This is a genomic window from Anoxybacillus suryakundensis, assembly GCF_001418025.1.
Lineage (GTDB): Bacteria > Bacillota > Bacilli > Bacillales > Anoxybacillaceae > Anoxybacillus > Anoxybacillus tengchongensis.
This window is the reverse complement of the sequence record NZ_LIOK01000002.1, coordinates 194542-221515: the sequence shown is the minus strand read 5'-3', so window position 1 is coordinate 221515 and position 26974 is coordinate 194542. Positions and strand designations below refer to the sequence as shown.

Sequence of the window (26974 nt, the reverse complement as noted above, 5' to 3'; positions counted from 1 at the left end):
CAAACTCCTTCGTTTCACGTCAACGTCTATGTTAACAGATCATACAATAAGAGAAAAGGAGTTTTTCATTGGCGAGCGAATATATAAATAAAGGAGGCGAGCATATGCACATTCCACCGATTCGGCCAAACCCGCTTCACGTTCCGCGCGTAACGAGCTCACAACGAGCAACAAACGAGAAAAAACAACAAACGCCACAAAAGAAAAAACGACCTCAAGATCGTTCGTTGAAAAAACGTTAATATGCTTGCACATGCATTCCTTTTCCATCTTGCCATTCAGCGTATAAAATGTCTGTATAGTTTTCAAAGCCAGCGTGGCGAATATGTTTTTTTAACCATTGTTCGTCCCAACCGTTTTCGCGTAAATTGTCCCAAACGACTTCCCCATCGATAATGACCGTCACTGGCAATACGGCTTCAGATGCAGAAAAGTTGTGATCTTGGCGCGTCGGTTGTTCGTATGGGGATTTTTTCATGACGCTCACCGTTCCGTCTGTTTCTAAAATGGCATATTCGACTTCGCGAACGGAAAAGACGTTGCGAGCGCGAAGTAAATGTTGCAGTTGGTTTAAATCGAGCTTCGTTTGTTTTAACGCTTCATATAAAATTTTCCCTTTCGAAATGACGATGACCGGTTTTCCTTCCAACAATTCGCGCAGCTCTTTTTTCTTTTGCGTAATCATTTCTGTTGCGTAAATTAACAGTCCCCAAAGTGCAATCGCAAATAACACTTTAGACAGCCCAACGTCGGCATCATATAGCCCATTGCCGACAAGCTCTCCGAGAACGAGGGCAGAAATAAAATCAAACGGTGTAATTTGTGTAATTTGTGTTCGGCCAAGTATTTTCGCCATAATAAATAAAGCGATATAACCGATAACTAATTCGATCGCAATTTGTCCGAATGCGTTCATAATGATATCCTTTCCTTTGTCGCTTATTTTTTAGTATGCCAAGCGAAAAAGAAAACATGCGACCGTTATGATCGCATGTCGATTGTTTTGATCATCGTCACATGTGGAATGCCTGCGTCAAGAAAGACGTCGGATACCGTTTCATAGCCGAGCTGTTTGTAAAACGGTTCAGCATGTGTTTGAGCGTTTAGTTTTACTTTTGAGACGTGCTGTTTGGCGTATTGTTCAATCGCTTCCATGATGCGCTTGCCGATGCCACGTCCGCGATAAGCTGGAAGGACGCAAATGCGTTCGACTTTACCGATGCCGTCAATCGTTCGGAAGCGCCCTGCCGCAATTGGTTTGTCGTTATCGTATATGACGAAATGAACGGACTGTTGTTCAAATCCGTCAATTTCTTCTTCTTCTGATACGCCTTGTTCGTCAATAAAGACAGCGCGCCGGACGGAAAGGGCATCGTGCCAAAGCGCTTCATCTTGCCCGAATTTGACGTCCATATAATTATTCCTTTCCGAGATGAAATGTTTCATATGCGGACCATGATCCGTTTTCAAGCTGATATAACAGATGGAAGCGATCGACTTGTTCTTCAAAATGGACAGATTGCATCTTGAACCGTCCGAATACGTCCGAATATTCGTCGTTTGACAAATTACGTGCGATCGTAATGTGCGGTACGAACGCATAGTCTGTTTGCTCGACGAACGGTGGACGATGTAATTTTTCATGTAGTGTCACGAGTGGCTCTGTTTTTTCTACTTTTAAATAAATGACGTTGTTGACCGGATAAAACGAGCTAAATTTCGTGACGCGCAACAAAAACGGTTCCGTTTCGCGCGCGACGTTGCGCAGTTGTTGAACGAGTTCCTCCAGCTTGTCTTCTTCCACATCAAACGCATATTTTAACGTGATGTGCGGTGGGATTAAAGCGTAATGAGAGTCATACCGTTTGCGATACGCATTTGCAAAATCTTGAATTTTTTTCGATGGAAAAATCGCGATGCCACATTTCATGCGACGTTTCCTCCTTTCATCATTATATTTATATATTATAACAAATTTTCGGAAAATACTGTTACATTTCAATAACTTTTTTTAATCCGATTGGTAAATCTGGCTGCCAGTATGTCCATGAATGATCGCCGTCAAACTCGTGATAATGGTAGCGAACTTGTTTTGTTTGAAGGACGTGAGATAGCGCACGATTTGGTTCAATAAAGTTACGGACAGCTCCGTCTGTCGTTTTCACTTCTGTCTCATGTATGCCGATCGAATGATACAGCGCAAGCAAATGCCAATCGGTAAAAGATTGGACATGCGCCATGACCTCGTCGTTGACGTATGGCGACTGCATGACGACTTTTCCGAACGTATGCGGATATGTCATCGCAGTAAGTAGCGAAACGGTTCCGGCAAGCGAATCGCCGACGAGTATGCGGCTTGAGCCCATGTGATAAGTTGAAAACTGTTCGTCGACAAGTGGCACAAGCTCGTTGGCGAGAAAGCGCATGTACGCTTCTCGTTTTTTTCCGTTCGGGTGGTATTTTTCATAGCGATCGAATACATCGCGATACGGCACGCCGATGACGACAGCGCGCACACGAAGCTCGTCGATGACGCGTCCGATTTTGCCAAACATAAAATAATCTTGTCCGTCTTGTGCAATGATGACGAGGTGTTTATAAAGCGGTGTGACAGGTTTTGAACAATACACACGCAATGATAGTTCCTCGTCTAAATGTTGGCTGTGAAGTTTTAACTCTTGCATGTTCTCCCATCCTTATATATGTCTTTTTCGAGGCGAAGGACTATCGTTGTGATGCCCTCCGCTTTCGACGTTGTTCTTTCTTATCGTACCACATTTCTGCATTTTTTGTCGTTGCGTGATATAATGGGAGAACGAGAGGGGGAATAACACATGAAGCGTATATCAAGCAAAGAAATATATGAAAGAACGTTGCAGCTATTGACGGAACGTGGTGTGACGATTCCAGCGATCGCTGAGATTGTATATGAAATGCAAAGTCCGTACAATCCAGATTTAACGATGGCAGAATGTATAGAAAGTGTCGAAAAAGTGCTTCAAAAGCGCGAAGTACAACATGCGATTTTAGTTGGCATTGAACTTGATAAACTAGCAGAGCAAAACATGCTTTCCGAACCGCTTCAAACGATTGTTGAAACAGACGAAGGACTGTTTGGCGTCGATGAAACGTTAGCGTTAGGGGCAGTGCTCGGATACGGAAGCATTGCGGTGACAACGTTTGGCCATCTCGATAAAAATAAAGTCGGAATCATTAAACAGCTCGATACAAAGCGCGGCAAAGGTGTGCACACGTTTTTAGACGACTTAGTCGCAAGCGTTGCTGCAAGCGCCTCCGGTCGCCTTGCCCACAACTTGCGCGATGAAGAAGAAGCTGCGTTGAATGCGTAAAAAGGAGACCGTAAATCCGGATGGGTTTACGGCTCTTTTACGAAAAAGATGTGAAATATAAACGGCTTGCTTATTATGGGAATGAAGCCCCCAAAAACGCTTTGGGGGCTACGGTGTTTCTTTTTGTTGTTTTAATAAATCGCGAATTTCTGTCAGCAGTTGTTCTTCTTTCGTGAGCGTTTGTGCGGTTTCTTTTGCTTCTTCTTGTTTTTTGACGCGTTCGTATAAGTTGTTCAAAAGTTTGACGAATAGAAAAATGGAAAAGGCGATAATGAAAAAATCTACGACAGTTTGAATAAACGCGCCATATTTTACTTCGGCTTCGCCAACTTTCCATGATAAATTGCTAAAGTTAATGCCCCCTAAAAGCAAACCGACAAGCGGCATAATGATGTCGTTGACGAGAGAAGAGACAATTTTCCCGAACGCTCCGCCGATAATGACCCCGACAGCCAAATCGATGACGTTGCCACGTACCGCAAATTTTTTAAACTCGTGCCACATAACAAACCTCCGTATGTGATGTTTATGTTTTAGTATAACAAAGTCTCCCGATAAGCAAAAATCAATCATTGCTATCTTACAGGAGGAGAGCCCGTTTTTTATCTATTTTGCTTACATATCCAGCAGGTTCCTGATTATACTGAATTAGGAACCTGTATTTTTTTCTCCCACAAACATTTTACTCATACGTTGACGGATCGTTCTGTTTACACATAGGCGCATTTTTTATGGTTCATGCATAACATAGCGATGATCATAAAGAAAGAGGTGGGAACATGTATTATTACTATCCGAATTATGTGTATGTGCCGATGTATCCGTATCCGATGTATCCGCTTCCGCGAGAAAACACGAAAGATTACGGGCCGAACCCGTTTGTTGTCCAAATAGAAGAGGCGACGAAACGAAACAACATGTTTCGTACAACGTTATGGACAGGACCGCATTTACAAGTGACGTTAATGAGCCTTCGTGTCGGGGAAGATATTGGTGTAGAAATTCATCGCGGCGTCGATCAATTTTTACGTATTGAACAAGGCGAAGGCATCGTGCGGATGGGGAAAAGGAAAAATGAATGGACGTTTGAACGACGAGTCAGCGATGGCTTTGCCATTTTTGTGCCTGCCGGAACGTGGCATAATGTCATCAACACCGGAAATATTCCGCTCAAGCTATATTCTATTTATGCGCCGCCACAACATCCTGCTGGAACCGTCCATCCAACAAAAGCCGATGCGCTTGCGGCTGAACAGTAAAAGACTTGGGGGGAGATCCTCAAGTCTTTTAGATGAAGAAGAACGAAAACTGCGAAGCGAGGTGAATGAAATGGAGAAAGTGTTGGAACTCATGATTTCGTATGAACAAAAGGCGTTAGAAAAGGGAAGAGAAGAAGGAATAAAACAAGGAATAAAACAAGGAATAAAACAAGGAATAAAACAAGGTATGAAACATCTTATACAAACGATGGCGCGAAAAGGAATGAGCGTCAAAGATATTGCGAACGTCACAGACCTTACGGAAGAAAAAGTGCGTGAGTTGTTAGAAAAGGAATGAGTCTCCCTCGATGTACAGCAAGCTTGTCATGTTTAGACGATAAAAAACAGTTGCAATTTTTTTGAAAATCATATACATTAGTTAAAAATCAGAAAATTCAATACTTGTGCGTTCTTATCGAGAGAAGGGGAGGGACTGGCCCGGTGAACCTTCAGCAACCAGCCGAAAATGGTCAGGTGCTAAATCCAGCGAATTGGTGTTCAATTCGGAAGATAAGAAGAAGTCGTTGTCTATGGACAAAAAGCCTTCTTCTTAGAAGGCTTTTTATTTTTTCGGAAAGGGAGAGAGGGCATGAGTCATATCGAAACGGTATTAGCGCAAATTGGTAATCGAAGCGAGACGGTGACAGGGACGGTGAATCCACCTGTGTATTTTTCAACGGCATATCGTCATGAAGGGATCGGGCAATCGACAGGGTACGATTACATTCGCACAGGAAATCCGACGAGACGTATTGTCGAAGAAGCGATCGCCGAGCTAGAAGAAGGGGATCAAGGTTTTGCATGTAGCTCAGGGATGGCGGCCATTCAAACGTTGTTTGCGTTGTTTGAAAGCGGTGATCATTTTCTCGTTTCGGCGGATTTATATGGTGGAACGTATCGACTATTTGAAAAAGGGTGGAAGAAATACGGGCTGTCGTTTACATATGCCGATTTTCGCGATCTCGATGCGGTGAAAGGGGATGTGACGGACAAAACGAAAGCCATTTTTTTAGAGACGCCGACAAATCCGCTTATGCAAGAAGCGGACATCGAAGCGGTGGCAACGTTTGCGAAACAACATCATCTTCTTCTCATTGTCGATAATACGTTTTATACGCCTATGTTACAAAAGCCATTAACGAAAGGAGCAGACATCGTCATTCATAGCGCGACGAAATATTTAGGCGGGCATAACGATGTGCTTGCTGGGCTCATTGTCGCAAAAGGAAAAGCGTTGTGCGAGCAATTGGCGATGTATCATAACGCCATCGGTGCGGTGTTGTCGCCGTTTGATTCATGGTTGTTAATTCGCGGCATGAAAACGCTCGCGCTTCGCATGCGCCAACATGAACAAAATGCAAAAGCGATTTATGAATTTTTAGCACAACATGAAGACGTGACCGATGTGCTATATCCGGGCAGGGGAGGCATGTTGTCGTTTCGCGTGCGCGACGAACGGTGGGTGAATACCTTTTTACGAAGCTTAAAGCTTATTACGTTTGCGGAAAGTTTAGGCGGTGTCGAAAGTTTTATTACGTATCCAGCGACGCAAACGCATATGGATATTCCAGAGGACGTTCGTATCGCCAACGGGGTATGTAATCGACTGTTGCGTTTTTCGGTCGGCATTGAACATGTTGACGATTTAATTGCTGATTTAACACAAGCGTTTCAACGCATGAAAGAGGTGTAAAAGATGGATTTACAAACGCAACTTGTTCACAATAAATGGCAAATTGATGCGCAAACGGGCGCGGTGAGCGTCCCGATTCATCATGCATCGACGTTTCATCAGTTTGATTTTGATACGTTCGGAAAGTACGATTACAGCCGTTCGGGCAATCCGACGCGCGAGGCGTTAGAAGAAACGATTGCAGAACTAGAGGGGGGTGTCAGCGGCTTTGCGTTTGCCTCCGGCATGGCGGCGATTTCTACGGCATTTTTATTGTTGTCGAAAGGTGATCATGTGCTCGTTACTGATGACGTATATGGAGGAACGTATCGCATCATCACCGATGTATTAAGCCGATTTGGCATTGAACATACGTTTGTCGATATGACCGATTTAGATGCGGTGGCACGTCACATTCGTCCGAATACGAAAGTCATTTATATGGAAACGCCATCGAACCCGCTCTTGAAAATTACAGATATTCGTGGGGTTGTGAAGCTCGCCAAAGCGCACGGCTGTTTGACGTTTTTAGATAATACGTTTGCGACGCCTATTTTGCAGCGTCCGCTTGATCTCGGTGTCGATGTCGTTTTGCATAGCGCAACGAAATTTTTAGCGGGGCATAGCGATGTTGTAGCGGGGCTAGCCGTTGTCAAAGACGAGCGTCTTGCGAAAGAGTTGCGGAAACTGCAGTATTCGTTCGGTGCGGTGCTCGGCGTGCAAGATGCGTGGCTTGTGTTGCGTGGGCTAAAAACGCTTCATGTTCGGTTAGAACATTCGTCTCGTTCAGCCATACAACTCGCGCAGTTTTTACATCGTCATCCGAAAGTCGCGCACGTATATTATCCAGGGCTTTCGCATCATGACGGGCACATCATTCATCGCGAGCAAGCGCGTGGGTTTGGTGCGGTGCTGTCGTTCGAATTGGAAGATGAACAAGCGGTGCGGACGTTTGTCAAACATGCGCACGTTCCGATATTTGCGGTCAGTTTAGGAGCAGTTGAGTCGATTTTATCGTATCCGGCAAAAATGTCGCACGCAGCGATGCCGAAAGCGGAGCGCCACCGTCGCGGTATTACGGACGGCTTGTTGCGCATGAGTGTTGGACTTGAAGCCATTGATGATTTGATTGCCGACTTTGAACAGGCGTTATCATATGTATAGGCTAGGTCAGTACCTAGCCTTAGCTAATTTGGTCGAGGGCATGTCGTTGTAGTTGTTGCTCGACCATGCGATCGAGTTGTTGGATTTTTTTCAAGGCCAGTTCATCATCGATTTGGCGATAATGATGTTTGCCACCCGGTTCTTCATCTGCTTCATCGGCAAGTTTGACGATCGTCTGGAGCGGCTTTCGTTTTAATTCTCCTTCTGGAAGATACGAGTCGGTATGAAGCAAAATGGCGAGGGCGATTTCTTTCGCGTGCTGAGGATGTTCTCCGAGTCGAATAAGCAGTTTATGCGCTCGCTCAGCCCCTTTGATCGCGTGAATGTCGTTTTGTTTATATGTTTCATAATCCCATGTTCCGTTTGAATACCATTCGTAATGACCGATATCGTGAAGCAATGCCGCTTTTGTCGCCAAGTCGACGTTGACACCGTACTGTAAGGCGAGGCGATACGCATGATATGCGGTCGCAATGGCGTGCGCGACGCCTGAGCGTTTTAAATATTTTTGGGTGATGGGGTGAAGGAAGATGTCAGTTAATGTGACACGTCTCATAGCTCACCATCCCTTTCGAATGTTTTTCTAATTATCATATCATGTATACTTCTAACATGGCAATACATATTTTTCTGTTTTTCCTTCATACTAAGTGAAAAAAGGTTTGGAGGACGCATATGTTTTTATCATTATTATTATCAATGATGACAGCGTTTTCATTCAATGGGCATGCTTGCACGAAAAAATTGGATGAAGCAAACGTGCAATTGTGTGGAAAAGAAGATGGAGATTGGGTGCGCCATTTTATGTTGCGCGTCGGCAAAGAGACGTATGCGTTTCCAGAATGGGAACATGTGAACGATCCGAAAGCCATTCCGCAATTATATTCCATTGACGTGACGGAAGATGGAAAAGAAGATGTTGTCGTTTTTCTCGTGAAAGCGCGCGGAAACGGCACGTATAAAAACGAAGTGCACGTATTCACCCATAGCCAAAGCGGCATGGAAGAAGTCATCGTCGAAGATCCGCGCACCGTCGTTTTAAAAAGCATGAAAATGAAAGAGACAGACGAAGGAACAGAGCTTGTCATCGATCATGTTCACGCCCTCATTCCGTACAATCGCCAAGGTGAAAGAGGAATAAAAGTGACATTCGATCGCTTTGTAAAGTATGCGATCGACAAACAAAAGCTAAAGGCCGTTTTATTGCTAGAAAGAAAAAAAGGCGAATACATCGGCAGTTTAATCGTCACATATGAATATAAAGACGGCCTTTTTCAAGGTACTCACATCGACTTTATCCGCCATTAGCCATTGCGTATGCGATGGCTAAAAATTTTTTAAAAAAAGTATTTGACAATGTGTATGAAGGTGATTATAATAAAAAATGTGTTCGATAGGACAACGACATACGATTCCGTAGCTCAGCTGGGAGAGCGCCACCTTGACAGGGTGGAGGTCGCTGGTTCGAGCCCAGTCGGAATCATCGCAAAACCCGAGTTCTTTTAGAGAGCTCGGGGTTTTTCGTGTGCGCTCGGCATGGGGGCAATCTCTAGGGTGAAAGTCCCGAACTGCGAAGGCAGAAGTAGCAGTTAGCTTAACGCAAGGGTGTCCGTGGTGACGCGGAATCTGAAGGAAGCGGGCGGCAAACTTCCGGTCTGAGGAACACGAACTTCATACAAGGCTAGGTATCATTGGATGAGTTTGCAAAACAAAACAAAGTCCTTTCTGCCGAAGGTGATACAGAGTAAATGAAGCAGATAGATGGAAGGAAAGATTGTACTCTTACCCGAGGAGGTCTGATGGATACGTGAAGTACGCTTCATAACCTACTTAGTGATAAGTAGCTGAACCATCAGAAGTCAGCAGAGGTCATAGTACGAATCGGTCTAGAACGATTCGGAAGGACTGAACAATCAAGAGAAAATAGCCCTTGGCATTCAGTACGTCATGATGAACACAGAAAACATGGTACCTCCCAAGAGAAAGGAAACGGTGAATCCCGTGGGGGATCTTTTGGAGGGTGGAGTGACGACTGGCATAAGAAGATCAGCTATTTACGGAAGGAAGCTTACGTCGTCATTATCTTGATTGAACCGCCGTATACGGAACCGTACGTACGGTGGTGTGAGAGGACGGAGGTTAATCACCTCCTCCTACTCGATTATTCTTCATGGTAGTTGGAAAATGTATAGAAAAATCAAACATATTTGATACAATAAAAAAATAACGATCGTATAGGAGGGAAGATGATGTACATGTATTTGTTTGAAAACGATCAGCCCGTCGTTTGTTTCTAAGACGGAGCAGGGGTTCGTTCCGTCTTGCAGAGAACAAAAAAGACGGGGGAAAGAAGATGAGACAAACATTTTTCGGTTCGTTGTATTTATCGCTCGCGGCGAGCATTTGGGGTGGCATGTATGTCGTTAGTAAATATGTGCTCGATTATGTTCCGCCATTGACGCTTGTATGGCTTCGTTATGCGATTGCTTTTTTTGTGTTATGGGCAATTTTACGAGTGCAACGCATTCCGGCGCCAAAAGAAAAACAAGATTGGAAGCATATCATATCCATTGGGATCGTTGGGTATGTCGTTTCCATTTCGTTGCAGTTTCTCGGCACGAAATGGTCGGATGCGCATACGGCTTCGCTTATTACTTCGGCAACGCCTGCGTTTATCGTTATTTTTGCTCGTTGGATGTTAAATGAAGCGATGACGTTACGAAAACTAAGTGCGCTTTTGCTTGCGACGGCAGGGGTTGTCGTTGTCGTTGGATTTGGTCAGGAAGAGACGACATCCTTTTTCGGAAATGTATTACTTGTTGGAGCGGCAGTTACGTGGGCGCTTTTATCGGTGCTTGTTAAAATCGCATCGGCTCGCTTGTCGGTGTTAGTCATTACGACTTATGCGATTTTTGTTGCTTTCATTGGCACAACGCCATGGATGGTATGGGAATGGTGGCAAGCGACGGCTATCACATATTCGTTTCCTGTTTTGCTTGGGATCATTTATCTCGGTGTTGTGTCGACGGCGGGGGCGTTTTTTCTTTGGAATAAAGGGATGGAAATGATGGATGCTAGCGTCGGTTCGCTCTTTTTCTTTTTTCAGCCGCTCGTTGGTTCGCTGTTCGGCTGGCTGTTTTTACATGAGCAATTACATGTTTCGTTTTGGATTGGTGGAGCATTCATTATCGTTGGAGTTATTGTTGCGGTGTTTGAGAGGAAGCCATCGGATGTATAACAATGAGCCCTTGTGCATACGCAAGGGCTTTTACAACATTGTATACACCGTTAAAACAAGCACACATACGAAAACGACGATCATGACGTTAGCGCCGAGCCATGAAGCAAGTACGGCACTTACAAAGCCGAGGATGCCAAACCACGGATCATCTTGGATAAGAAAAATGCTTGGAATGATTAAAGCGCCGAGCGTGGCGTATGGGACGTTGCGCAATACACCGCGCCAAAAAGGTGGTAAGTTGATACGGTGAAAAACAGTCAACGGCAGCATGCGTGGAATGTATGTGACGATGCCCATGCCGAGAATGATAAACATGATGTCACTGCGCATACGTTGTCTCCTTTCTTCTTTCCATCGCCCATTGAACGAATATTGCTGACAAAATCGTCGAAATAACGATCGCCCATCCTTTTGGAACGTGAAGCCATAATAAAAGTATACAGTTGATGAGACCAGAACTGATTGCGAGCCAAAGCGCTTTTTGTTCGATTTTGATGGCAGGAACTAAAAGCCCGACAAACATCGCATAAAGGGCAACAGATAAACTTAGTTGTACGTTTTCTGGCAAATACGCGCCGACGATATGTCCGATGGCAGAGTTGACGACCCAGCTGCTGTAGGAAATGAAAATAAGTCCGAACATATACGAAGCACAAACCGGTCCTTCTTTCATCGCAGCGACAGAAAACGTTTCGTCTGTTATGCCGAATGCGTATAACGCTTTTTTCAAAAGTGCATCGTGTTCCGCCTTTTCATTCAAGGATGCCGACATTAAAAAATGGCGAATGTTTAAAATAAATGTCGTGAAAATGATTTCAAATGCGCCTGTGCCAAGAGAAAGTAAATTGAGCGAAATGTATTGCGCCGCCCCCGCAAATACGATCATGCTCATGAGCGTTGTTTCGATGATGGAAAGACCTGTGGATTTTGCTAACAAACCGAACGTAAGCGCAACAGGTGCGTATCCAATCGCAATCGCGATTCCTGCTTTAACACCATGACGAAACATATGTATCCCCCCTTCTTTTGTATTTTCATAAAATTTTTTCTATTTCGCAAGTAAAAAGATGAAACTTCTTGTATTTTCTATCGTATAGTAAGTCAATGGACATGAAAGGAATGATTCCCATGCTTAAAAAGTTACTAGACCTTCTTTTGAATAAAAACATGCATAAGCCCCGTTACAGCAGCAGTGATCGTTATACGTACCGTCCGCATCGCCATTCATCACAGTACGGCTATAAGCATTATAAGAAAAAACATCATAGCCGTAGCGTATTCTCAAGCTTTTTTAGCAGCTAATGATTCATTTGTTTCAAAAGCCGTATCGGGAAGGCACAGTCGTGAATGGACGGTATGTGATTGAGAAGCAGCTTGGAGAAGGAAGTTACGGTGTTACGTATGTAGCGCGCGATGAACAGACGACCGAACGTGTCGTGTTAAAGCAAATGAAACGCACGAAACGAAAAAAGCGGCGTGCATCGTTTGAACGAGAAGCGCTCATTTTAAAGCAGCTCGATCATCCGCAAATTCCGAAATTGTACGATTCGTTTGAAACAAACAACGTTCCACATCTTGTTATGGAATATATCGAAGGGGATACGATCGAGACGCTCATTTTTGATAAAAAACAAACGTACGGGGAAAAAGAAGCGTTTTCGTTGCTTTCGGATGTGTTGCCTGTCATTCAATATATTCACGCAAAGCAAATCGTTCATCGCGATTTGCGCATTCCGAATATCGTCTTTCGCGATGGGATTGTATATGTGCTTGATTTTGGGCTTGCGCGTTTTTTACATGAACAAGATGAACCGTTTTTGACGGTTGAACAACGACTTAGACGAGCGATTGATGTGAAAAGCGACATATACGCTCTCGGCCATTTTTTATTGTTTTTATTGTATTCTTCCTATGAACCGATGGAGGAGGAAGAAAAAAGCTGGGAAGACGAATTGTTGCTCACTGAGGACGCGCGTGGCGTGTTGCGGCGTATGTTGCAACTTGATGTGCCGTATGCATCCGTTGAACAGCTAGCGCGCGATGTCGCATATGTCGTGCAGTAGGCGTTTTATGACGCCTATTTTTTATGTTTCTCAAGTTCACGTTTGGCACGAATGAACGCAATCAGTTGAATGATTTCGTCTTCCGTTACTTGTTCGCCGTCTATCGTCATATGAAACGTGAGATGAGTTAGCTCAATGGTTGGCTGTTCTTTATCTGTGACCCCAAGCAAATAATCCGTTGTTGTGCCAAACAAGACGGCGAGTTCTTTCACTGCTTCGAGTGACGGCTGGCGGTAGCCCGATTCATAGCCGGCGTACGTACTTTTTGCGATATTGAGTTGATCGGCAATATATTGCAACGACCATTGCTTCTTTTTTCTCAGCTCCGACAATCGCTTTGAAATCATCGTGTTTCTCTCCTTTATCGTTCTTCTTCCGTTGTTCGCGAAACGAATAAAAGTGCTTGTTATTTTCTTTTTTTCTGCATATAATTGAAATAAAGGTACGCGAATCGCGAACAATTTTATTTATAGTTTACACTACATGACACAAAGAATACAATAGATGACTTAAAATCGCCATATTTGAGGTGACGATGATGAAAAATATTTTGTTGCTTGCGACCGGCGGCACGATTGCTTCGGTGCCGAGCGAAGAAGGATTGACGCCGAAGCTGACGGCAGAAGAATTGACGAGCTATATTACGATTGAAAATCAGCCGTATCGGTTACATAGTCAAATTTTAATGAACATCGACAGCACGAATATGCAACCGGAACATTGGTGCGATATCGCAAAGGCGATTTATACACATTATGACAACTATGACGGATTTGTCGTCACACACGGAACAGATACGATGGCTTATACGGCAGCTGCGTTGTCATATATGATTCAAAACAGCAAGAAACCGATTGTATTGACCGGTTCACAAGTGCCGATTGGTTTTCCGAAGACGGATGCGAAAAAAAATATACGCGATGCGCTTCGTTTTGCGTGTGAAGACGTCGGCGGCGTGTTCGTCGTCTTCGATGGGCGCGTCATTTTAGGAACGCGAGCGGTCAAAATGCGGACGAAAAGCTATGATGCGTTTGAAAGCATTAACCATCCGTACGTTGCTTACATTCATCGGGAAACGATCGATTACCAATATGAACTCCAACAACCGAATGGGCATGTGCAGTTTGATTCCTCGCTTTGCCCGGATGTGTTTTTATTGAAGCTTCATCCAGGGACAAAGCCAGAAATATTCGATTACATTCGCCATTTATATCGTGGCGTCATTATTGAAAGTTTCGGTAGCGGCGGCGTGCCGTTTCAGGGACGCAATTTATTGCCGAAAATAAAGGAACTGATCGACGATGGCATGGCGGTCGTCATTACGACGCAATGTTTAGAAGAAGGAGAAGATTTAACATTATATGAAGTCGGACGAAAAGTCGCGCAAAATACAGTCATTTTATCAGGAGATATGAATACGGAAGCGATCGTACCGAAGCTCATGTGGGCGTTAGGAAAAACGACGAATGTCCTTGAAGTGAAAAAAATAATGGAAACGCCAATCGCCAATGACATGACAGAAAAATATGAAGAAGGTTGGGATGCGTAAATGATGCAAACGAAAGCAGTACGACTTGAACGAGATTTGCTTGGCGAAAAAGAAATTCCATACGATGCGTATTACGGCATTCAAACGATGCGCGCGGCGGAAAATTTTCCGATTACCGGCTACCGTTTGCATCGGGAGCTTATTCAAGCGATGGCGGTCGTAAAAAAAGCAGCAGCGCTTGCGAATATGGAAACAGGACAGCTCGATATGCGCATCGGTGAAGCGATTGTGAAAGCAGCGGAAGAAATTATCGCGGGACAATGGCACGATCAATTTATTGTCGATCCGATTCAAGGTGGCGCAGGCACGTCGATTAATATGAATACGAACGAAGTGATCGCGAATCGCGCACTTGAATGGCTAGGAGAGCGGAAAGGGAATTATCATATCATTAGTCCGAATACGCATGTAAACATGTCGCAATCGACAAACGATGCGTTTCCGACAGCGATTCATATCGCGGTATTAAATATGGTGAACAAATTGCTTCAGACGATGGAACATATGCACGATGTGTTTGCCGAAAAAGCGAAACAGTTTGATCATGTCATTAAAATGGGGCGGACGCATTTACAAGATGCGGTTCCGATTCGTCTCGGTCAAGAATTTGAAGCATATCGCCGCGTTGTAAAACGCGATATCGAACGCATCGCCAAATCGCGCCAACATTTATATGAAGTGAATATCGGCGCAACGGCGGTAGGCACGGGATTAAATGCCGATCCTGCCTATATTGAACGCGTCATTTTTCATCTCGTTCAGTTGACGCGCTTACCGCTCGTGCGTGCAGCACATCTCGTCGATGCGACGCAAAATACCGATGCATATACGGAAGTGTCGGCCGCTTTAAAAATATGCATGATCAATATGTCAAAAATCGCAAACGACCTTCGTCTCATGGCTTCTGGTCCGCGCGCAGGGCTTGGGGAAATTAAATTGCCTGCTCGTCAACCCGGCTCGTCCATTATGCCGGGAAAAGTAAATCCGGTCATGGCGGAAGTTGTCAATCAAGTGGCGTTTCAAGTGATTGGCAACGACCAAACGATTTGTTTAGCCTCAGAAGCAGGACAGCTTGAGTTAAATGTGATGGAGCCTGTGCTCGTATTTAATTTGCTTCAGTCGCTTCATATGATGGACAACGTGTTTCGCGTGTTTACAGATTATTGTTTAGTTGGCATTGAGGCGAATGAGGAACGAATGAAACAACATGTTGAAAACAGCATCGGCGTCATCACAGCCGTCAATCCGTACATCGGCTACGAAGCGGCATCGCGCGTCGCAAAAGAAGCGCTTCGTACGGGAAAATCGGTGCGTGAATTATGCATCGAGTATGATTTGTTGAATGAAAAGCAATTACATGATATTTTAGACCCGTATGCCATGACAAGTCCGGGCATTGCTGGTAAACATTGATGAAAAGGAAGGTTACAACATGTCAAGCGGAGCAAACATGCACATTACGATTCGACTACAATTTGCGAAACATGTCGTCTCTTTTAGCGACATTGCTACAGCGATTGGACAAGCAGGAGGAGATATTGTCGGCATCGACGTCATTTCTTCAAGCAAAACACATACCGTGCGCGACATTACGGTGAGCGTCCTTGACTCGAAACATGCGGACGTTGTCGTCGATACGTTGCGAAAAACAGCGGGTGTGAAAGTCATTCACGTATCTGACCGCACGTTTTTAATGCATATCGGTGGAAAAATTGAAGTGAAATCGAAAATTCCGATTAAAACGCGCGATGATTTAGCGCGCGTGTACACGCCGGGAGTGGCGCGCGTATGTACGGCGATTGCCGAAGATCCGACGAAGGCGTATTCATTAACGATTAAACGGAATACAGTGGCCGTTATTTCAGACGGAACGGCAGTATTAGGACTTGGCGATATTGGACCGTATGCGGCGATGCCTGTCATGGAAGGAAAGGCGATGTTGTTTAAACAACTCGCTGGCGTCGATGCGTTTCCGATTTGTTTAGATACGAAAGATACAGATGAAATTGTGCAAATCGTCAAAGCGATTGCCCCAGCATTTGGTGGTATTAACTTAGAAGACATTGCTGCGCCGCGTTGTTTTGAAATTGAAGAGCGATTGAAACAAGAGCTCGACATTCCTGTTTTCCACGACGACCAGCACGGCACAGCTGTCGTTTTACTCGCGGGGCTATTAAATGCATTAAAAATTGTAGATAAAAAGATTGAAGAGATTAAAGTTGTATTAACAGGCATCGGCGCAGCAGGCATTGCTTGCACGAAAATGTTGCTTGCGGCTGGCGTGAAAAACATTATCGGCGTCGATCGCCAAGGGGCGATTCATCGCGGGGTGCAATACGACAATCCGTATTGGAATGAATATGCGCAACTGACAAACCCAGAGAATATAAGCGGTTCGCTTTCGGATGTCATCGTCGGCGCGGACGTATTTATCGGCGTATCTGCTCCAGGCATTTTAAAAGTAGAAGATGTAAAAAACATGGCGAAAGATCCAATCGTTTTTGCGATGGCAAACCCGGTTCCAGAAATTGATCCAGAGCTTGCGGAGCCGTACGTTCGTGTCATGGCGACAGGACGTTCAGACTATCCGAACCAAATTAATAACGTTCTTTGTTTCCCAGGCATTTTCCGCGGAGCGTTGGACTGCCGCGCCATCGAAATTAACGAAGAAATGAAACTCGCTGCCGCCCAAGCGATCGCCTCTGTCGTCACCGACGAAGAATTAAGCGAAACGTACATTATCCCAAGCGTCTTTAACAACAAAGTCGCAGAACGCGTGCGCGAAGCCGTCATGAAAGCCGCATACAAAACAGGCGTCGCCCGTAAAGACGATATGATGTTTCGATAAAAACATGGCGCAATGACGCCATGTTTTTTGTTTCAAGTTTAAGGCATAAGCTTCCGTTGCTTCTTCGTGATGTTTAGAATAGAATGAGAGAGTGAAAGAAACCGACATGATAGGTGAATATATTTTATGAAGCGATTATACACATGGTATGTAGCGCTCATCTCGATTATGGGGTGTGCCTTATTTTTGTATATATGGCCGTTTGAGCATGTAGAACAACAATGGCTGTTGTTGCTTTTACTTTCTTTCTTGACGGCTTTGTTAAGTACTTACATTGTCCATCTCCCCCCAAAAGGAAATGCCTTTTCATTAGACTCAACAATTTATTTAGCTACCATCTTCGTATATGGATTAGAAACATCATTAATGGTGTTGCTATTAAGTATGATTCCAACATATCTTTTTCACGAAAAGAAGATGGCTTGGTGGAAACATGTATGTAATTTTGCGATGTATACATGCATGTTTGTTGGGGCTTATTATTCTTTTGTCATGCTTGGAGGAGAAAGTGGTTCTTTTTCGATTCACTTTCTTGATGCGTACTTATTTTCTTTAATTGTTTATTCCATCATAAACATGTTATTAATCATAGGATTTTTTTCACTTTCCTCTTCTTCTAGCGTTAGACATATTTTGATGGAGATGTTAAATGAGTGGCTTTTTACTTATGGTGTTACACTACTAACGTCCTTAGTGTTAGTCAGTCTTCTTTTATTAAATGAATATTTTGGGATTTTGCTGTTTACAGCTATTGGTTTGTTATTATCTTTAGCTTTTAGACAATATGGACGTTTATATGAAAAAGCGGCGAATGACAAAACGTATATTGAACAGTTACTGAATTCGTTGCCAATCGGAATTGTGACAATTGATGAATCGACATCGAATAATTTTATTAACGATTCCGCTGCGATGTTGCTCGATTTAGATAAAAAAGAAATGAAACAAATGATCGAGCAGGAAAGGGAAAGTGAAAAAAACGCTCTATTTTGGAATCTTTTCATTCACCGTGATCCATTTCAGCAAGTAAAGGTACCGTATGAAAAAGATGAGAAGAAAAAAATATTTTTAGCGTCTCAATCGAATTTGCTTAATTTATATGGTGAGAAGGTGGGGCGTACTATTTTCTTTTTAGACATCACCGAAATGGAAGAGCTAACGAAGCGAATACATCAATCGGAAAAGTTGGCGTTAATGGGGGAGATGGCAACGAAAGCAGCGCATGAAATTCGCAATCCGCTTACGGTCATTCATGGCTTTTTAGCGTTTATGAACGAAAATTTAGCGGAAAACGAGCGTAAACAATACCACATTCCGCTTTTATTAAAAGAAATTGACCGCATTAATGCCATTGTCGAAGATATGCTTCTCATTGCAAAGCCGAGCGCACCGATGTTAAAAGAGACGTACATGGAAACGATCGTTCAAGATCTTCTTTCTTTGCTGCAGCACACATGTGAAACAAAAAAAATCGCTGTTCACGTTCGCCTGGATCGGGTTCCGTTATGGATCGATCCGAAACAAATGATGCAAGTGTTATACAATTTACTGCACAACAGCATCGAAGCTATTGAAGAAAACGGCACGATTTGCATGTATTCCGATGTGAATGAGACGTACAATATGTATATTTACGACTCCGGCCGCGGAATTCCAAAAGAGATGCAAAAGACGATTTTTGAACCGTTTATGACAACGAAATCATCGGGCACAGGCTTAGGGTTAACGATTGTGAAACGAATTATCGAAAACCATGGCGGAACGATTGCGCTTCATGATAGTTCGGAGAAAGGAACGACGTTTGTCATCAGCTTGCCGATTGGGCGATAAAAAAGCCAGCGTGCTAGACGTTGGCTTTTTTATATAGCTATGCAGGGAATGTGCTCATGTTGTCGAATAAAAACATCGAAACCATTGTATGCGAGGTGAATGTATGTCCATTGATCACGATCGTCTGTTTAAAGAGTTAATTCAAACGTTTTTTGAGGAATTTATTGTTCTCTTTTTCCCGACGATGCATGAGCATATCGACTTTCAACACGTATCGTTTTTGTCGGAGGAGCTGTTTACCGATGTAACGGCAGGGGAGAAGTATCGCGTTGATTTGTTGGTCGAAACGAAATTGAAAGGGGAAGATAGCCTAATTATTGTCCATATCGAAAACCAAAGCTACGTCCAACCATCGTTTCCTGAACGAATGTTTATTTACTTTAGCCGGTTGTTTGAAAAATACCGTAAACACATCGTGCCGATTGCCGTCTTTAGCTACGATACGATCCGCGACGAACCATCGACATTTACCCTTCAATTTCCGTTTGGTCATGTGCTTGATTTTCACTTTTTCACTGTGGAGCTTCGTAAACAAAACTGGCGCAACTACATCCGCCAAGACAATCCGATCGCCGCTGCACTGCTCAGTAAAATGGGGTATACTGAAAGTGAACGGGTAGAATTGAAAAAACAATTTTTACGCATGCTTGTGCGGATGGAATTAGACGAAGCGAAACAACGGTTATTGTTTGGCTTTTTTGAAACATATGTGAAACTATCAGATGAAGAAGAACGAAGACTACGAAGCGAGGTGAATGAAATGGAGACGAAAGAAAAAGAACAAGTGTTGGAACTCATGATTTCGTATGAACAAAAGGCGTTGGAAAAAGGAAGAGAAGAAGGGATGAAACGTCTTATACAAACGATGGCGAGAAAAGGAATGAGTGCAAAAGACATTGCGAACGTCACAGACCTTGCGGAAGAAGAAGTGAAACAGCTATTGGAAAAAGAATAAGTTGTTTGCTCATTATCGTCGATCTCCCGTTTTATGAACACTCCGGGAGATTGACGACAATTATCAAGGAAATGAACCGAATTTTCGGATGTGTGATGATGGTGTATAGCTTTTCCGTGTGTTGATACATTGGCACTTTTTATGGTTGTATTGTGCAAATGATGGAATGTATCGTTCGCTCGGACTTATTCGATTTGTATCATGCCTATGAGGAATAAACACGTCAGCGTGCTAGACGTTGGCTTTTTTCGTATAGGTTTGATAGGTACTATTTTACTTTTTCTTCAAAATTCGTTATAATGTAAAGTAGAGGACATCTTTCTTTCCGATGGCGGTAAAGTGAGATGTTTTTTTCATGGAGACATTGATTTCACAAAGAAATGGAGGGATTTCTGATGAAGAAATACGCCATTGTGTATTGTGAACATCAATTTGGTTCCATGGATGGAAAAACAGCAAATGGACTTGTGCGCGATTCGGGGTTGTATGAGATCGTGGCAGTCATTGATTCGACAAAAGCTGGTCAAGATGCCGGCGAGGTGCTTGATCAAAAGAAAAACGGCATTCCGATTTGTAAAAGTCTTCAAGATGCAATGACCTCCGCAAAAGAAAAACCAAACTACTTCATCTTAGGAATGGCTCCAGCGAACGCTTTTCTCAAAAAAGAAGAACGCCAAGTGATTATCGAAGCGATGGAAGCAGGCATGCACATCATTAATCCACTTCAAGAGTTTTTAACAGAAGATGAAGAAATGATGACGCTAGCGAAGCGATATGGGGTCACGATTCGCGACGTTCGCAAACCGCGTCCGAAAAAAGAATGGACGTTGTTTACGGGACGCATTTTGCAAGTGAAAGCGCCAATTGTGGCGGTGCTTGGGACAGATGGCGCATGCGGGAAACGAACGACGGCGATGATCGTTGATAAAGCATTACAAAAACGCGGTTATAAAACGGCATTCGTTGCGACAGGACAAACAGGTTTAATTCAAGGTGCGTCGTACGGATTTGCGATGGACGCATTCCCGCTTCAATATATGATCGGCGAACTGGAGCGTGAAGTGGTGCGCGCATATGAAACAGAGCGACCGGACATTATTATCGTAGAAGGACAAGGGGCGTTAAGCCACCCAGCTTATGTGAGCTCGGCTGGCATTTTAAAAGGGGCGCGGCCGCAAGCCGTTATTTTACAACACCCACCGAAGCGAAAAGTGCTTGGTGACTTCCCGTTTGTTGAGATGCCGACAGTGGAAAGTGAAGTTGCGTTAATTGAGCATTTCGGAAAGACGAAAGTCGTTGCGATTACGTTAAATCATGAAGGGATGACAGATGACGAATTGAAGCGAACGATTGATGAATATGAACGAACATTCCATATGCCTGTAACAGACGTGCTGAAATATGGGGCAGATAAAGTTGTCGCACGCCTCATCGAATTTTTCCCATCGTTACAAAAGCGTGAGGTGGCGGTGTAATGACGGCGAAAGTCGAAATTGACTTGCGGAAAATTCGTCATAATGCTGTGACGTTAAACAAATGGTGCGAAGAAAAAGGGATTCAAATGACAGCTGTCGTCAAAGGGGTGGGCGGAGATGTACACATTGCGCGCGCCCTTGTCGATAGCGGCATTACAAGTTTAGCAGATACGAAAGTGGAGAGAATCGCAAAATTAAAATTAGCGCAAATTCCAGCCACATATATGCTTATTCGCACGCCTGCGCTAAGCGAAGTGAGCCAAGTCGTTCAACACGTCGATGTCAGCGTCCAATCGGAAATCGATGTCGTGCGTGCCATCTCTGCAGAAGCGGTGAAGCAAAACAAGACGCATGCGATCATCGTCATGGTTGAAATGGGCGACTTGCGCGAAGGCGTCATGCCGACAGATGTACCGGCATTTATTGAACAAATTTTGCCGTTGCCAAACATTCAAGTCGTCGGCATTGGAGCGAATTTTGCCTGCTTCGGCGGCATTATCCCAACCGATCAAAAAATGCGTGAACTTTCATCGCTTGCCAAATATATTCAAAAACAGTATTCATTATTGTTACGGTACGTGTCAGGTGGCAACTCTGCAAACTATTATTGGCTAAAACAAACGACAGACGTCGGATGTATTAACCATTTGCGATTAGGAGAAGCCATTTTTTTAGGACGTGAGACGATTCGTGGTGCTGCGCTCCCTGGCTTATATCAAGATGCATTTTGTTTAGTGACCGAAGTCATTGAAGTGAAAACGAAACCATCTGTTCCATACGGTGTACAAAGCCGCAACGCATTTGGCGAAACGCCGACGTTTCAAGAACGCGGCATGATGAAACGCGCGATTGTCGGCATCGGTCGCCAAGATGTACACGTCAACGGACTAACGCCCCTTGCGCCCGTTGACATCATCGGATCAAGCAGCGACCATATTATTGTTGATGCGACACGCACCGACATTCAAATCGGTGATCACATTCGCTTTGCGGTGGACTACGGTGCAATGATTTCGCTTATGACGTCCCCATACGTTCAAAAAACGTATGTACAAACAGATGAAAAAAACGGCCGTTTCCCGACAAAAACATCGGCGTAAGCAAGCCAGCGCATGAGGCGCTGGTTTTTACATTTTCAACCTTTGAATCGCTCTCGCAAGTTTTACAACAAACGGAGTGCATGATTGAATGAATCAAAATAATTGTTTTCGTATCATTAAAAAAACAATTGTAAAACGCTTTCATTTTCGTGTATAATACTACTAAACCGATTTAGTAAAGGAGAAAAAATACGTTGCGGAAAGTTACAATGGCTGATGTAGCAAGATTGGCGAATGTTTCAAAAAGTACGGTGTCGCAATATTTAAATAAAAGATATGAATATATGAGCGAAGAAACGAAAAAGCGCATTGCAGAGGCGATTGAGCAGTTGCAGTATCGTCCAAATGTCATTGCGCGTAGCTTAAAGCAAAAATCAACAGCAACCATCGGTGTGATCGTTTTTAACATTTTGCATATGTTAACGACACAAGTGTTGCGAGCAATTGAAGATATGTGTCAACAACACGATTTTCATGTCATCGTTTGCAATACAGATGACGATCCTGAAAAAGAAAGAAAATATATTGATATGTTATGGGCAAAGCAAGTGGATGGGTTTATTATTTTTCCAACAGGAAAAAACGTAGATTTGTACAAAAAAATGATCGAAGCACGATTGCCACTTGTATTTGTTGACCGTACGGTTGAAGGAATCGACGTAGATGCTGTTTTATTAGATAATGAGGGAGCTGTGCAGTTAGCTGTGCGTTATCTCGTTAAGCAAGGATATAAACATATTGGGCTTGTTGCACCGCCATTTGCTTCACACGTCATTCCACGTACAGAGCGGATACATGCATTTCGTCATGTGTTGCGCGCGGCAAATCTTCCAATTGAGGAAGAATGGATTGTTACCGAGCAAGTGAAACGTATTCCAGAGCGATTGGATGCGCTTTTGCGACAAAACAAACTTCCTGAAGCGATATTTGCGATCAATGACTTAACATTAATGGAAGTGTTGACGTTTGTCAAAAAGCATCAACTTTCTATTCCAACTGACGTGGCGCTCATTAGTATTGACGATGTTCCATTTGCATCCGTTTATACCCCTTCATTAACAACGATTGCCCAGCCAGCTTTTGACATGGGCAAAAAAGCGGCCGAACGATTGTTTATGCAAATGGATGGTGAAACTCGTCCACAAATGTTTCGGCTTGCTCCAAAGCTAATAGAAAGAGATTCGGCAAAGAAAAGAGGAGAGAAAAATGAATGGTAGTCAAGTAGTCATTGGAATAGATATTGGGACGACAAGTACAAAGGCTGTCATTTTTGAAGAAGATGGGCGTATTCGTACAATGCATGCGGTAGAATATCCGATGTTTCATCCCCAGCGAGAGTGGGCGGAACAAGACCCTCATGTTCTTTTTTCAGCTGTCATGCAAAGTATACAAGGCGCTATATACAAAGGACATGTTTCAGCGGAACAAGTAAAAGCGATAGGATTTAGTGCAGCGATGCATTCATTAATTTTAGTGGATGAACATCATCGCCCGTTGACGAACTGTATGATTTGGACAGACAATCGTGGCAGTAAACAAGCAGAACAATTGCGGAACAGCGAAAAAGGAATCGAAATATATAAAAAAACTGGCACACCGATTCATCCGATGTCACCGCTTGTAAAATTAATGTGGTTCAAAGAGCATATGCCACATGTATTTGAACGAACGTATAAGTTTATTTCTATTAAAGAATATGTGCTATATCAATGGTTTCAACAGTATGTTGTCGATTATTCGATTGCCTCAGCTACCGGCTTATTTTCTTTACAGACGTTGGATTGGGATGAAGAAATTTTAACGTTTCTTGGCATTGAACGTAGCCAATTGTCATCACCTGTTTCGACGACATATACATTACGGGAAATGGCGAAAAGGTGGGCTGAACAACTCGGAATTTCTCGGAACACACCCGTTGTGATTGGAGCGAGCGATGGTGTTCTTGCGAATGTCGGGGTTGGTGCCGTATTGCCACATGAGGCGGCAATTACAATTGGAACAAGCGGAGCAGTGCGGACGATTTCATCTATTCCAAAAACGGATGAACAAGGGAGAACGTTTTGCTATGTGTTGTCAGAAAATCAATGGGTTGTCGGGGGACCGACAAATAATGGTGGCATCTTATTACGCTGGCTACGCGATGAATTTGGGGCACAAGAAAAAGAAGTAGCGAAACGGCTTGGTATAGATCCATACGATTTATTAACGCAATATGCTGCACGTGTACCAGCCGGATCGGAAGGATTGTTATTTTTGCCATTTTTATCAGGGGAACGTGCACCGTATTGGGATGCACATGCGCGTGGCACATTTTTCGGTATTAGCTTGCAACATAAGCGCGAACATTTTATTCGAGCTGTAATGGAAGGAGTATGTATGAGCGTATTTTCTGTTGCTCTTGCTGTTCGTGATGTGATTGGACCGTTATCAGAAATTCGCGTGTCGGGTGGATTTGCGAAATCGCCGTTTTGGCGCCAAATGTTATGCGATATGATGGGGAAAGAGTTGCTCGTTCCAGAGACGCATGAAGCATCTGCGTTAGGAGCCGCGTCGTTAGCTCTTTATGCGATAGGAGACATTTCTTCATTACAAGAAGTAAAATCATGGTTACGCATTTCGTCACGTCATGAACCAAATGAACAACATACAGCGATTTATGCGGAACTATTTGATTTATATACAAGATTATATCGCCAGTTAAAAGATGAATTTCAAATCATTTCTTCTTTTCAAAGGAAATATGTATAACTAAGGGGGGTGATTTACTTCATAACTAAATCGGTTTAGTAATTGTAAGCGTTTACTTGAATAAAAACAAAGGGGAGTGGAGTACATGGCATCGTCTTCGTTAATTCTTATTGTTATTGCTGGCATTAGTTTGTTATTGTTTCTCATTATTCGTTCAAAGTTACATGCGTTTGTCGCTTTGTTGCTCGTCAGTTTACTTGTTGGCATTGCGGCGGGCATGCCTTTAAAAAGTGTCATCGAGTCCATTCAAAACGGAATGGGAGGAACGCTTGGATTTGTTGCGGTTGTCGTTGGATTAGGAGCGATGTTCGGTCAAATGCTTGAAGCATCAGGGGGAGCCGAACGTTTAGCCCAAACATTAATGAGAAAGTTTGGCGAAAGTAAAGCGCAGTGGGCGCTTGGCATTACTGGATTTTTCGTTGCGATCCCTGTATTTTTCGACGTGGGATTTATTATTCTCGTACCGATTGTTTATGGATTAGCAAAAAAGACCGGACGTTCTCTTTTGTACTACGGCATTCCTTTGCTTGCTGGTTTGGCTGTCACACATAGCTTTATCCCTCCAACACCAGGGCCGATTGCGGTCGCCAATTTAATTGGCGCCGATTTAGGTTGGGTCATTTTATTTGGATTTATTGCAGGTATTCCTGCGATGATTGTGGCAGGGCCGCTATTTGGAAAATATATTTCACAAAAAATTCATGCTTCCATTCCGCCATATATGGAATGGAAAGAATATGAGAATGAACGAGATTTACCAAGTTTCGGATTAATTACTACAATTATTCTTGTTCCTTTGTTGCTTATTTTATTGAACACAGTTTCAGGTGTTGTTTTGCCAGAGAAAAGTACGTTTCGATCATTTTTTACATTTTTAGGTCATCCATTTGTTGCTTTAACGATCGCTACGTTACTCGCCTTTTATTTCTTAGGGAGAAAGCGTGGTCTCTCTAAACAACAAGTACAAGATATTGCGACGAAAGCGTTAGAACCAGCGGGAATTATTATTCTTGTCACAGGTGCCGGTGGAGTGTTTAAACAAATTTTAGTTGATTCAGGCGTTGGCAAAGTGCTTGCTGATATGATGTCAACCTCTTCGTTGCCACCGATTGTTCTTGCGTTTATTATTGCCGCACTCGTTCGTGTTTCACAAGGTTCAGCAACGGTTGCCATGGTTACATCTGCAGGCTTAATGGCTCCATTTATTGAAACATTGCAACTCACTGGTCCAATATTAGGGTTAATTACTATTGCGATTGCGGCAGGGGCGACGATCCTTTCACATGTCAATGACTCAGGATTTTGGCTCGTCAATCGTTACTTTGGTTTAGAAGTGAAAGATACATTAAAGTCATGGACAGTAATGGAAACGATCATCGCTTTCGTCGGTTTTTCAGTTGTATTTGTTATTAGTTGGTTTGTATAAGCATCTATTGAAAAATTGCAATAAAGAGAAGAAAGCACGAAATGATGTTGAGAAAAACGAAGCATTGACTCGAACAGTGACTACTGTCGGCGACCTCCAATCTTGAAAATAAGGGGGCGACGGCAGTTTTTTTGTTTGCTCATAAAGAGGGGGAAAAGTTTTTTCGACAGGAGACAGCTGTGAAAATTAGAGTGTTATGCAGGGAAATGGCTGATGTTGTCGAATAAAAACGTCAAAAAAAGTATGCGAGGTGAATGTATGTCCATTGATCACGATCGTCTGTTTAAAGAGTTA

Annotated in this window: 29 protein-coding genes, 1 tRNA gene and 1 riboswitch; of the genes, 21 read left to right on the top strand and 9 right to left on the bottom strand. The window is 43.4% G+C overall.

What is annotated here, in order from left to right; genetic code table 11:
* Nucleotides 1–104 precede the first annotated feature (104 nt).
* Nucleotides 105–242: a hypothetical protein gene (locus ASC42_RS13985; RefSeq protein ID WP_167338087.1), complete on the top strand. Its 138-nt coding sequence runs from the start codon at nt 105–107 to the stop codon at nt 240–242.
* Here the strand turns inward: ASC42_RS13985 and ASC42_RS02315 are convergent.
* The 4 genes from ASC42_RS02315 to ASC42_RS02300 all read right to left on the bottom strand — a co-directional run bounded on the left by ASC42_RS02315 (nt 239) and on the right by ASC42_RS02300 (nt 2684).
* Nucleotides 239–916 carry a DUF421 domain-containing protein gene (locus tag ASC42_RS02315; RefSeq protein WP_055440378.1) on the bottom strand — a complete coding sequence of 226 codons (678 nt, stop codon included), beginning with the start codon at nt 914–916 and terminating at the stop codon, nt 239–241. The genes ASC42_RS13985 and ASC42_RS02315 overlap by 4 nt on opposite strands.
* Nucleotides 917–981: 65 nt before the next feature.
* Entirely contained in the window at nt 982–1413 is a 432-nt protein-coding gene (locus ASC42_RS02310) for a GNAT family N-acetyltransferase (protein ID WP_055440377.1), read from the bottom strand.
* A 4-nt stretch (nt 1414–1417) separates the two neighbouring features.
* Nucleotides 1418–1930 carry a YjcG family protein gene (locus tag ASC42_RS02305; protein ID WP_055440376.1) on the bottom strand — a complete coding sequence of 171 codons (513 nt, stop codon included), beginning with the start codon at nt 1928–1930 and terminating at the stop codon, nt 1418–1420.
* A 61-nt stretch (nt 1931–1991) separates the two neighbouring features.
* A complete protein-coding gene (locus ASC42_RS02300; protein ID WP_055440375.1) occupies nt 1992–2684 on the bottom strand; it encodes an alpha/beta hydrolase in 693 nt (230 codons plus the stop codon).
* Between the two features lie 150 nt (nt 2685–2834).
* On the opposite strand from ASC42_RS02300, the gene ASC42_RS02295 reads away from it, so the two are divergent.
* Entirely contained in the window at nt 2835–3350 is a 516-nt protein-coding gene (locus tag ASC42_RS02295) for a phosphatidylglycerophosphatase A family protein (protein WP_055440374.1), read from the top strand.
* A gap of 108 nt (nt 3351–3458) precedes the next feature.
* Here the strand turns inward: ASC42_RS02295 and mscL are convergent, their stop codons facing one another.
* A complete protein-coding gene (mscL, locus tag ASC42_RS02290; RefSeq protein ID WP_055440373.1) occupies nt 3459–3854 on the bottom strand; it encodes a large conductance mechanosensitive channel protein MscL in 396 nt (131 codons plus the stop codon).
* 275 nt (nt 3855–4129) lie between these two features.
* Here mscL and ASC42_RS02285 point away from each other — a divergent pair, with 275 nt between their 5' ends.
* The 4 genes from ASC42_RS02285 (at nt 4130) to metC (ending at nt 7445) form a co-directional block, all read left to right on the top strand.
* Nucleotides 4130–4609, top strand: a complete 480-nt coding sequence (locus tag ASC42_RS02285) for a cupin domain-containing protein (RefSeq protein WP_055440372.1) — start codon at nt 4130–4132, stop codon at nt 4607–4609.
* A 70-nt stretch (nt 4610–4679) separates the two neighbouring features.
* Nucleotides 4680–4907: an RpnC/YadD family protein gene (locus ASC42_RS02280; RefSeq protein WP_055440371.1), complete on the top strand. Its 228-nt coding sequence runs from the start codon at nt 4680–4682 to the stop codon at nt 4905–4907.
* 111 nt (nt 4908–5018) lie between these two features.
* A riboswitch (SAM riboswitch) is annotated at nt 5019–5126 on the top strand.
* Nucleotides 5127–5198: 72 nt separating this feature from the next.
* Nucleotides 5199–6302: a methionine biosynthesis PLP-dependent protein gene (locus tag ASC42_RS02275; protein ID WP_055440370.1), complete on the top strand. Its 1104-nt coding sequence runs from the start codon at nt 5199–5201 to the stop codon at nt 6300–6302.
* 3 nt (nt 6303–6305) lie between these two features.
* Nucleotides 6306–7445, top strand: coding sequence for a cystathionine beta-lyase (metC, locus tag ASC42_RS02270; protein ID WP_055440369.1), 1140 nt, complete (start codon nt 6306–6308; stop codon nt 7443–7445).
* 19 nt (nt 7446–7464) lie between these two features.
* Here metC and ASC42_RS02265 read toward each other — a convergent pair whose 3' ends face one another.
* The gene (locus ASC42_RS02265; protein ID WP_055440368.1) at nt 7465–8001 is read right to left on the bottom strand and encodes an HD domain-containing protein; all 537 of its coding nucleotides are present in this window, start codon (nt 7999–8001) and stop codon (nt 7465–7467) included.
* A gap of 119 nt (nt 8002–8120) precedes the next feature.
* On the opposite strand from ASC42_RS02265, the gene ASC42_RS02260 reads away from it, so the two are divergent.
* The 3 genes from ASC42_RS02260 (at nt 8121) to ASC42_RS02250 (ending at nt 10683) form a co-directional block, all read left to right on the top strand.
* Nucleotides 8121–8753, top strand: coding sequence for a hypothetical protein (locus ASC42_RS02260; RefSeq protein WP_055440367.1), 633 nt, complete (start codon nt 8121–8123; stop codon nt 8751–8753).
* Nucleotides 8754–8855: 102 nt separating this feature from the next.
* A tRNA-Val gene (locus ASC42_RS02255) sits at nt 8856–8928 on the top strand.
* 870 nt (nt 8929–9798) lie between these two features.
* Nucleotides 9799–10683: a DMT family transporter gene (locus ASC42_RS02250; RefSeq protein ID WP_055440366.1), complete on the top strand. Its 885-nt coding sequence runs from the start codon at nt 9799–9801 to the stop codon at nt 10681–10683.
* 30 nt (nt 10684–10713) lie between these two features.
* Here ASC42_RS02250 and ASC42_RS02245 read toward each other — a convergent pair whose 3' ends face one another.
* Nucleotides 10714–11016 carry an AzlD domain-containing protein gene (locus ASC42_RS02245; protein ID WP_055440365.1) on the bottom strand — a complete coding sequence of 101 codons (303 nt, stop codon included), beginning with the start codon at nt 11014–11016 and terminating at the stop codon, nt 10714–10716.
* Entirely contained in the window at nt 11006–11695 is a 690-nt protein-coding gene (locus tag ASC42_RS02240) for an AzlC family ABC transporter permease (RefSeq protein WP_055440364.1), read from the bottom strand. The genes ASC42_RS02245 and ASC42_RS02240 overlap by 11 nt, the downstream gene beginning before the upstream one ends.
* A 119-nt stretch (nt 11696–11814) precedes the next feature.
* Between ASC42_RS02240 and ASC42_RS13980 the strand changes: the two genes are divergently transcribed.
* Nucleotides 11815–11988, top strand: a complete 174-nt coding sequence (locus ASC42_RS13980) for a hypothetical protein (RefSeq protein ID WP_167338086.1) — start codon at nt 11815–11817, stop codon at nt 11986–11988.
* Nucleotides 11988–12749, top strand: a complete 762-nt coding sequence (locus ASC42_RS02235; protein ID WP_055440363.1) for a serine/threonine protein kinase — start codon at nt 11988–11990, stop codon at nt 12747–12749. Before ASC42_RS13980 ends, ASC42_RS02235 begins: the two co-directional genes overlap by 1 nt.
* 14 nt (nt 12750–12763) lie before the next feature.
* On the opposite strand, the gene ASC42_RS02230 is transcribed toward ASC42_RS02235, so the two are convergent.
* On the bottom strand, nt 12764–13096 hold the full coding sequence (locus tag ASC42_RS02230) for a helix-turn-helix domain-containing protein (RefSeq protein WP_055440362.1): 333 nt from the start codon (nt 13094–13096) through the stop codon (nt 12764–12766).
* Nucleotides 13097–13287: 191 nt separating this feature from the next.
* On the opposite strand from ASC42_RS02230, the gene ASC42_RS02225 reads away from it, so the two are divergent.
* The 10 genes from ASC42_RS02225 to ASC42_RS02180 all read left to right on the top strand — a co-directional run bounded on the left by ASC42_RS02225 (nt 13288) and on the right by ASC42_RS02180 (nt 26680).
* Nucleotides 13288–14298, top strand: a complete 1011-nt coding sequence (locus tag ASC42_RS02225) for an asparaginase (protein ID WP_055440361.1) — start codon at nt 13288–13290, stop codon at nt 14296–14298.
* Nucleotides 14299–15711, top strand: coding sequence for an aspartate ammonia-lyase (gene aspA, locus ASC42_RS02220; RefSeq protein WP_141653481.1), 1413 nt, complete (start codon nt 14299–14301; stop codon nt 15709–15711). It begins immediately after the preceding gene.
* Nucleotides 15712–15730: 19 nt separating this feature from the next.
* Nucleotides 15731–17146 (top strand): NAD-dependent malic enzyme, encoded by a 1416-nt coding sequence (locus ASC42_RS02215; protein ID WP_055440360.1) that lies wholly within the window; start codon nt 15731–15733, stop codon nt 17144–17146.
* 126 nt (nt 17147–17272) lie between these two features.
* Complete coding sequence (locus ASC42_RS02210; protein WP_055440359.1) at nt 17273–18976, top strand: two-component system sensor histidine kinase NtrB; 1704 nt, start codon at nt 17273–17275, stop codon at nt 18974–18976.
* Nucleotides 18977–19079: 103 nt separating this feature from the next.
* Entirely contained in the window at nt 19080–19931 is an 852-nt protein-coding gene (locus ASC42_RS02205) for an Rpn family recombination-promoting nuclease/putative transposase (RefSeq protein WP_055440358.1), read from the top strand.
* Between the two features lie 395 nt (nt 19932–20326).
* Nucleotides 20327–21406 carry an N-acetyltransferase DgcN family protein gene (locus ASC42_RS02200; RefSeq protein ID WP_055440357.1) on the top strand — a complete coding sequence of 360 codons (1080 nt, stop codon included), beginning with the start codon at nt 20327–20329 and terminating at the stop codon, nt 21404–21406.
* The gene (locus ASC42_RS02195; protein ID WP_055440356.1) at nt 21406–22506 is read left to right on the top strand and encodes an alanine/ornithine racemase family PLP-dependent enzyme; all 1101 of its coding nucleotides are present in this window, start codon (nt 21406–21408) and stop codon (nt 22504–22506) included. The genes ASC42_RS02200 and ASC42_RS02195 overlap by 1 nt, the downstream gene beginning before the upstream one ends.
* 194 nt (nt 22507–22700) lie before the next feature.
* Entirely contained in the window at nt 22701–23723 is a 1023-nt protein-coding gene (locus tag ASC42_RS02190) for a LacI family DNA-binding transcriptional regulator (RefSeq protein ID WP_055440355.1), read from the top strand.
* Nucleotides 23713–25254, top strand: coding sequence for a gluconokinase (locus tag ASC42_RS02185; protein WP_055440354.1), 1542 nt, complete (start codon nt 23713–23715; stop codon nt 25252–25254). The genes ASC42_RS02190 and ASC42_RS02185 overlap by 11 nt, the downstream gene beginning before the upstream one ends.
* Before the next feature lie 85 nt (nt 25255–25339).
* Nucleotides 25340–26680 (top strand): GntT/GntP/DsdX family permease, encoded by a 1341-nt coding sequence (locus ASC42_RS02180; protein WP_055440353.1) that lies wholly within the window; start codon nt 25340–25342, stop codon nt 26678–26680.
* Nucleotides 26681–26974: the final 294 nt, after the last annotated feature.

Excerpts from the sequence above, each read along its gene's own strand:
- ASC42_RS13985 (WP_167338087.1), top strand. The coding sequence starts at position 105 with ATGCACATTCCACCGATTCGGCCAAACCCGCTTCACGTTCCGCGCGTA.
- ASC42_RS02315 (WP_055440378.1), bottom strand. The coding sequence starts at position 916 with ATGAACGCATTCGGACAAATTGCGATCGAATTAGTTATCGGTTATATC.
- ASC42_RS02310 (WP_055440377.1), bottom strand. The coding sequence starts at position 1,413 with ATGGACGTCAAATTCGGGCAAGATGAAGCGCTTTGGCACGATGCCCTT.
- ASC42_RS02305 (WP_055440376.1), bottom strand. The coding sequence starts at position 1,930 with ATGAAATGTGGCATCGCGATTTTTCCATCGAAAAAAATTCAAGATTTT.
- ASC42_RS02300 (WP_055440375.1), bottom strand. The coding sequence starts at position 2,684 with ATGCAAGAGTTAAAACTTCACAGCCAACATTTAGACGAGGAACTATCA.
- ASC42_RS02295 (WP_055440374.1), top strand. The coding sequence starts at position 2,835 with ATGAAGCGTATATCAAGCAAAGAAATATATGAAAGAACGTTGCAGCTA.
- mscL (WP_055440373.1), bottom strand. The coding sequence starts at position 3,854 with ATGTGGCACGAGTTTAAAAAATTTGCGGTACGTGGCAACGTCATCGAT.
- ASC42_RS02285 (WP_055440372.1), top strand. The coding sequence starts at position 4,130 with ATGTATTATTACTATCCGAATTATGTGTATGTGCCGATGTATCCGTAT.
- ASC42_RS02280 (WP_055440371.1), top strand. The coding sequence starts at position 4,680 with ATGGAGAAAGTGTTGGAACTCATGATTTCGTATGAACAAAAGGCGTTA.
- ASC42_RS02275 (WP_055440370.1), top strand. The coding sequence starts at position 5,199 with ATGAGTCATATCGAAACGGTATTAGCGCAAATTGGTAATCGAAGCGAG.
- metC (WP_055440369.1), top strand. The coding sequence starts at position 6,306 with ATGGATTTACAAACGCAACTTGTTCACAATAAATGGCAAATTGATGCG.
- ASC42_RS02265 (WP_055440368.1), bottom strand. The coding sequence starts at position 8,001 with ATGAGACGTGTCACATTAACTGACATCTTCCTTCACCCCATCACCCAA.
- ASC42_RS02260 (WP_055440367.1), top strand. The coding sequence starts at position 8,121 with ATGTTTTTATCATTATTATTATCAATGATGACAGCGTTTTCATTCAAT.
- ASC42_RS02250 (WP_055440366.1), top strand. The coding sequence starts at position 9,799 with ATGAGACAAACATTTTTCGGTTCGTTGTATTTATCGCTCGCGGCGAGC.
- ASC42_RS02245 (WP_055440365.1), bottom strand. The coding sequence starts at position 11,016 with ATGCGCAGTGACATCATGTTTATCATTCTCGGCATGGGCATCGTCACA.
- ASC42_RS02240 (WP_055440364.1), bottom strand. The coding sequence starts at position 11,695 with ATGTTTCGTCATGGTGTTAAAGCAGGAATCGCGATTGCGATTGGATAC.
- ASC42_RS13980 (WP_167338086.1), top strand. The coding sequence starts at position 11,815 with ATGCTTAAAAAGTTACTAGACCTTCTTTTGAATAAAAACATGCATAAG.
- ASC42_RS02235 (WP_055440363.1), top strand. The coding sequence starts at position 11,988 with ATGATTCATTTGTTTCAAAAGCCGTATCGGGAAGGCACAGTCGTGAAT.
- ASC42_RS02230 (WP_055440362.1), bottom strand. The coding sequence starts at position 13,096 with ATGATTTCAAAGCGATTGTCGGAGCTGAGAAAAAAGAAGCAATGGTCG.
- ASC42_RS02225 (WP_055440361.1), top strand. The coding sequence starts at position 13,288 with ATGAAAAATATTTTGTTGCTTGCGACCGGCGGCACGATTGCTTCGGTG.
- aspA (WP_141653481.1), top strand. The coding sequence starts at position 14,299 with ATGATGCAAACGAAAGCAGTACGACTTGAACGAGATTTGCTTGGCGAA.
- ASC42_RS02215 (WP_055440360.1), top strand. The coding sequence starts at position 15,731 with ATGTCAAGCGGAGCAAACATGCACATTACGATTCGACTACAATTTGCG.
- ASC42_RS02210 (WP_055440359.1), top strand. The coding sequence starts at position 17,273 with ATGAAGCGATTATACACATGGTATGTAGCGCTCATCTCGATTATGGGG.
- ASC42_RS02205 (WP_055440358.1), top strand. The coding sequence starts at position 19,080 with ATGTCCATTGATCACGATCGTCTGTTTAAAGAGTTAATTCAAACGTTT.
- ASC42_RS02200 (WP_055440357.1), top strand. The coding sequence starts at position 20,327 with ATGAAGAAATACGCCATTGTGTATTGTGAACATCAATTTGGTTCCATG.
- ASC42_RS02195 (WP_055440356.1), top strand. The coding sequence starts at position 21,406 with ATGACGGCGAAAGTCGAAATTGACTTGCGGAAAATTCGTCATAATGCT.
- ASC42_RS02185 (WP_055440354.1), top strand. The coding sequence starts at position 23,713 with ATGAATGGTAGTCAAGTAGTCATTGGAATAGATATTGGGACGACAAGT.
- ASC42_RS02180 (WP_055440353.1), top strand. The coding sequence starts at position 25,340 with ATGGCATCGTCTTCGTTAATTCTTATTGTTATTGCTGGCATTAGTTTG.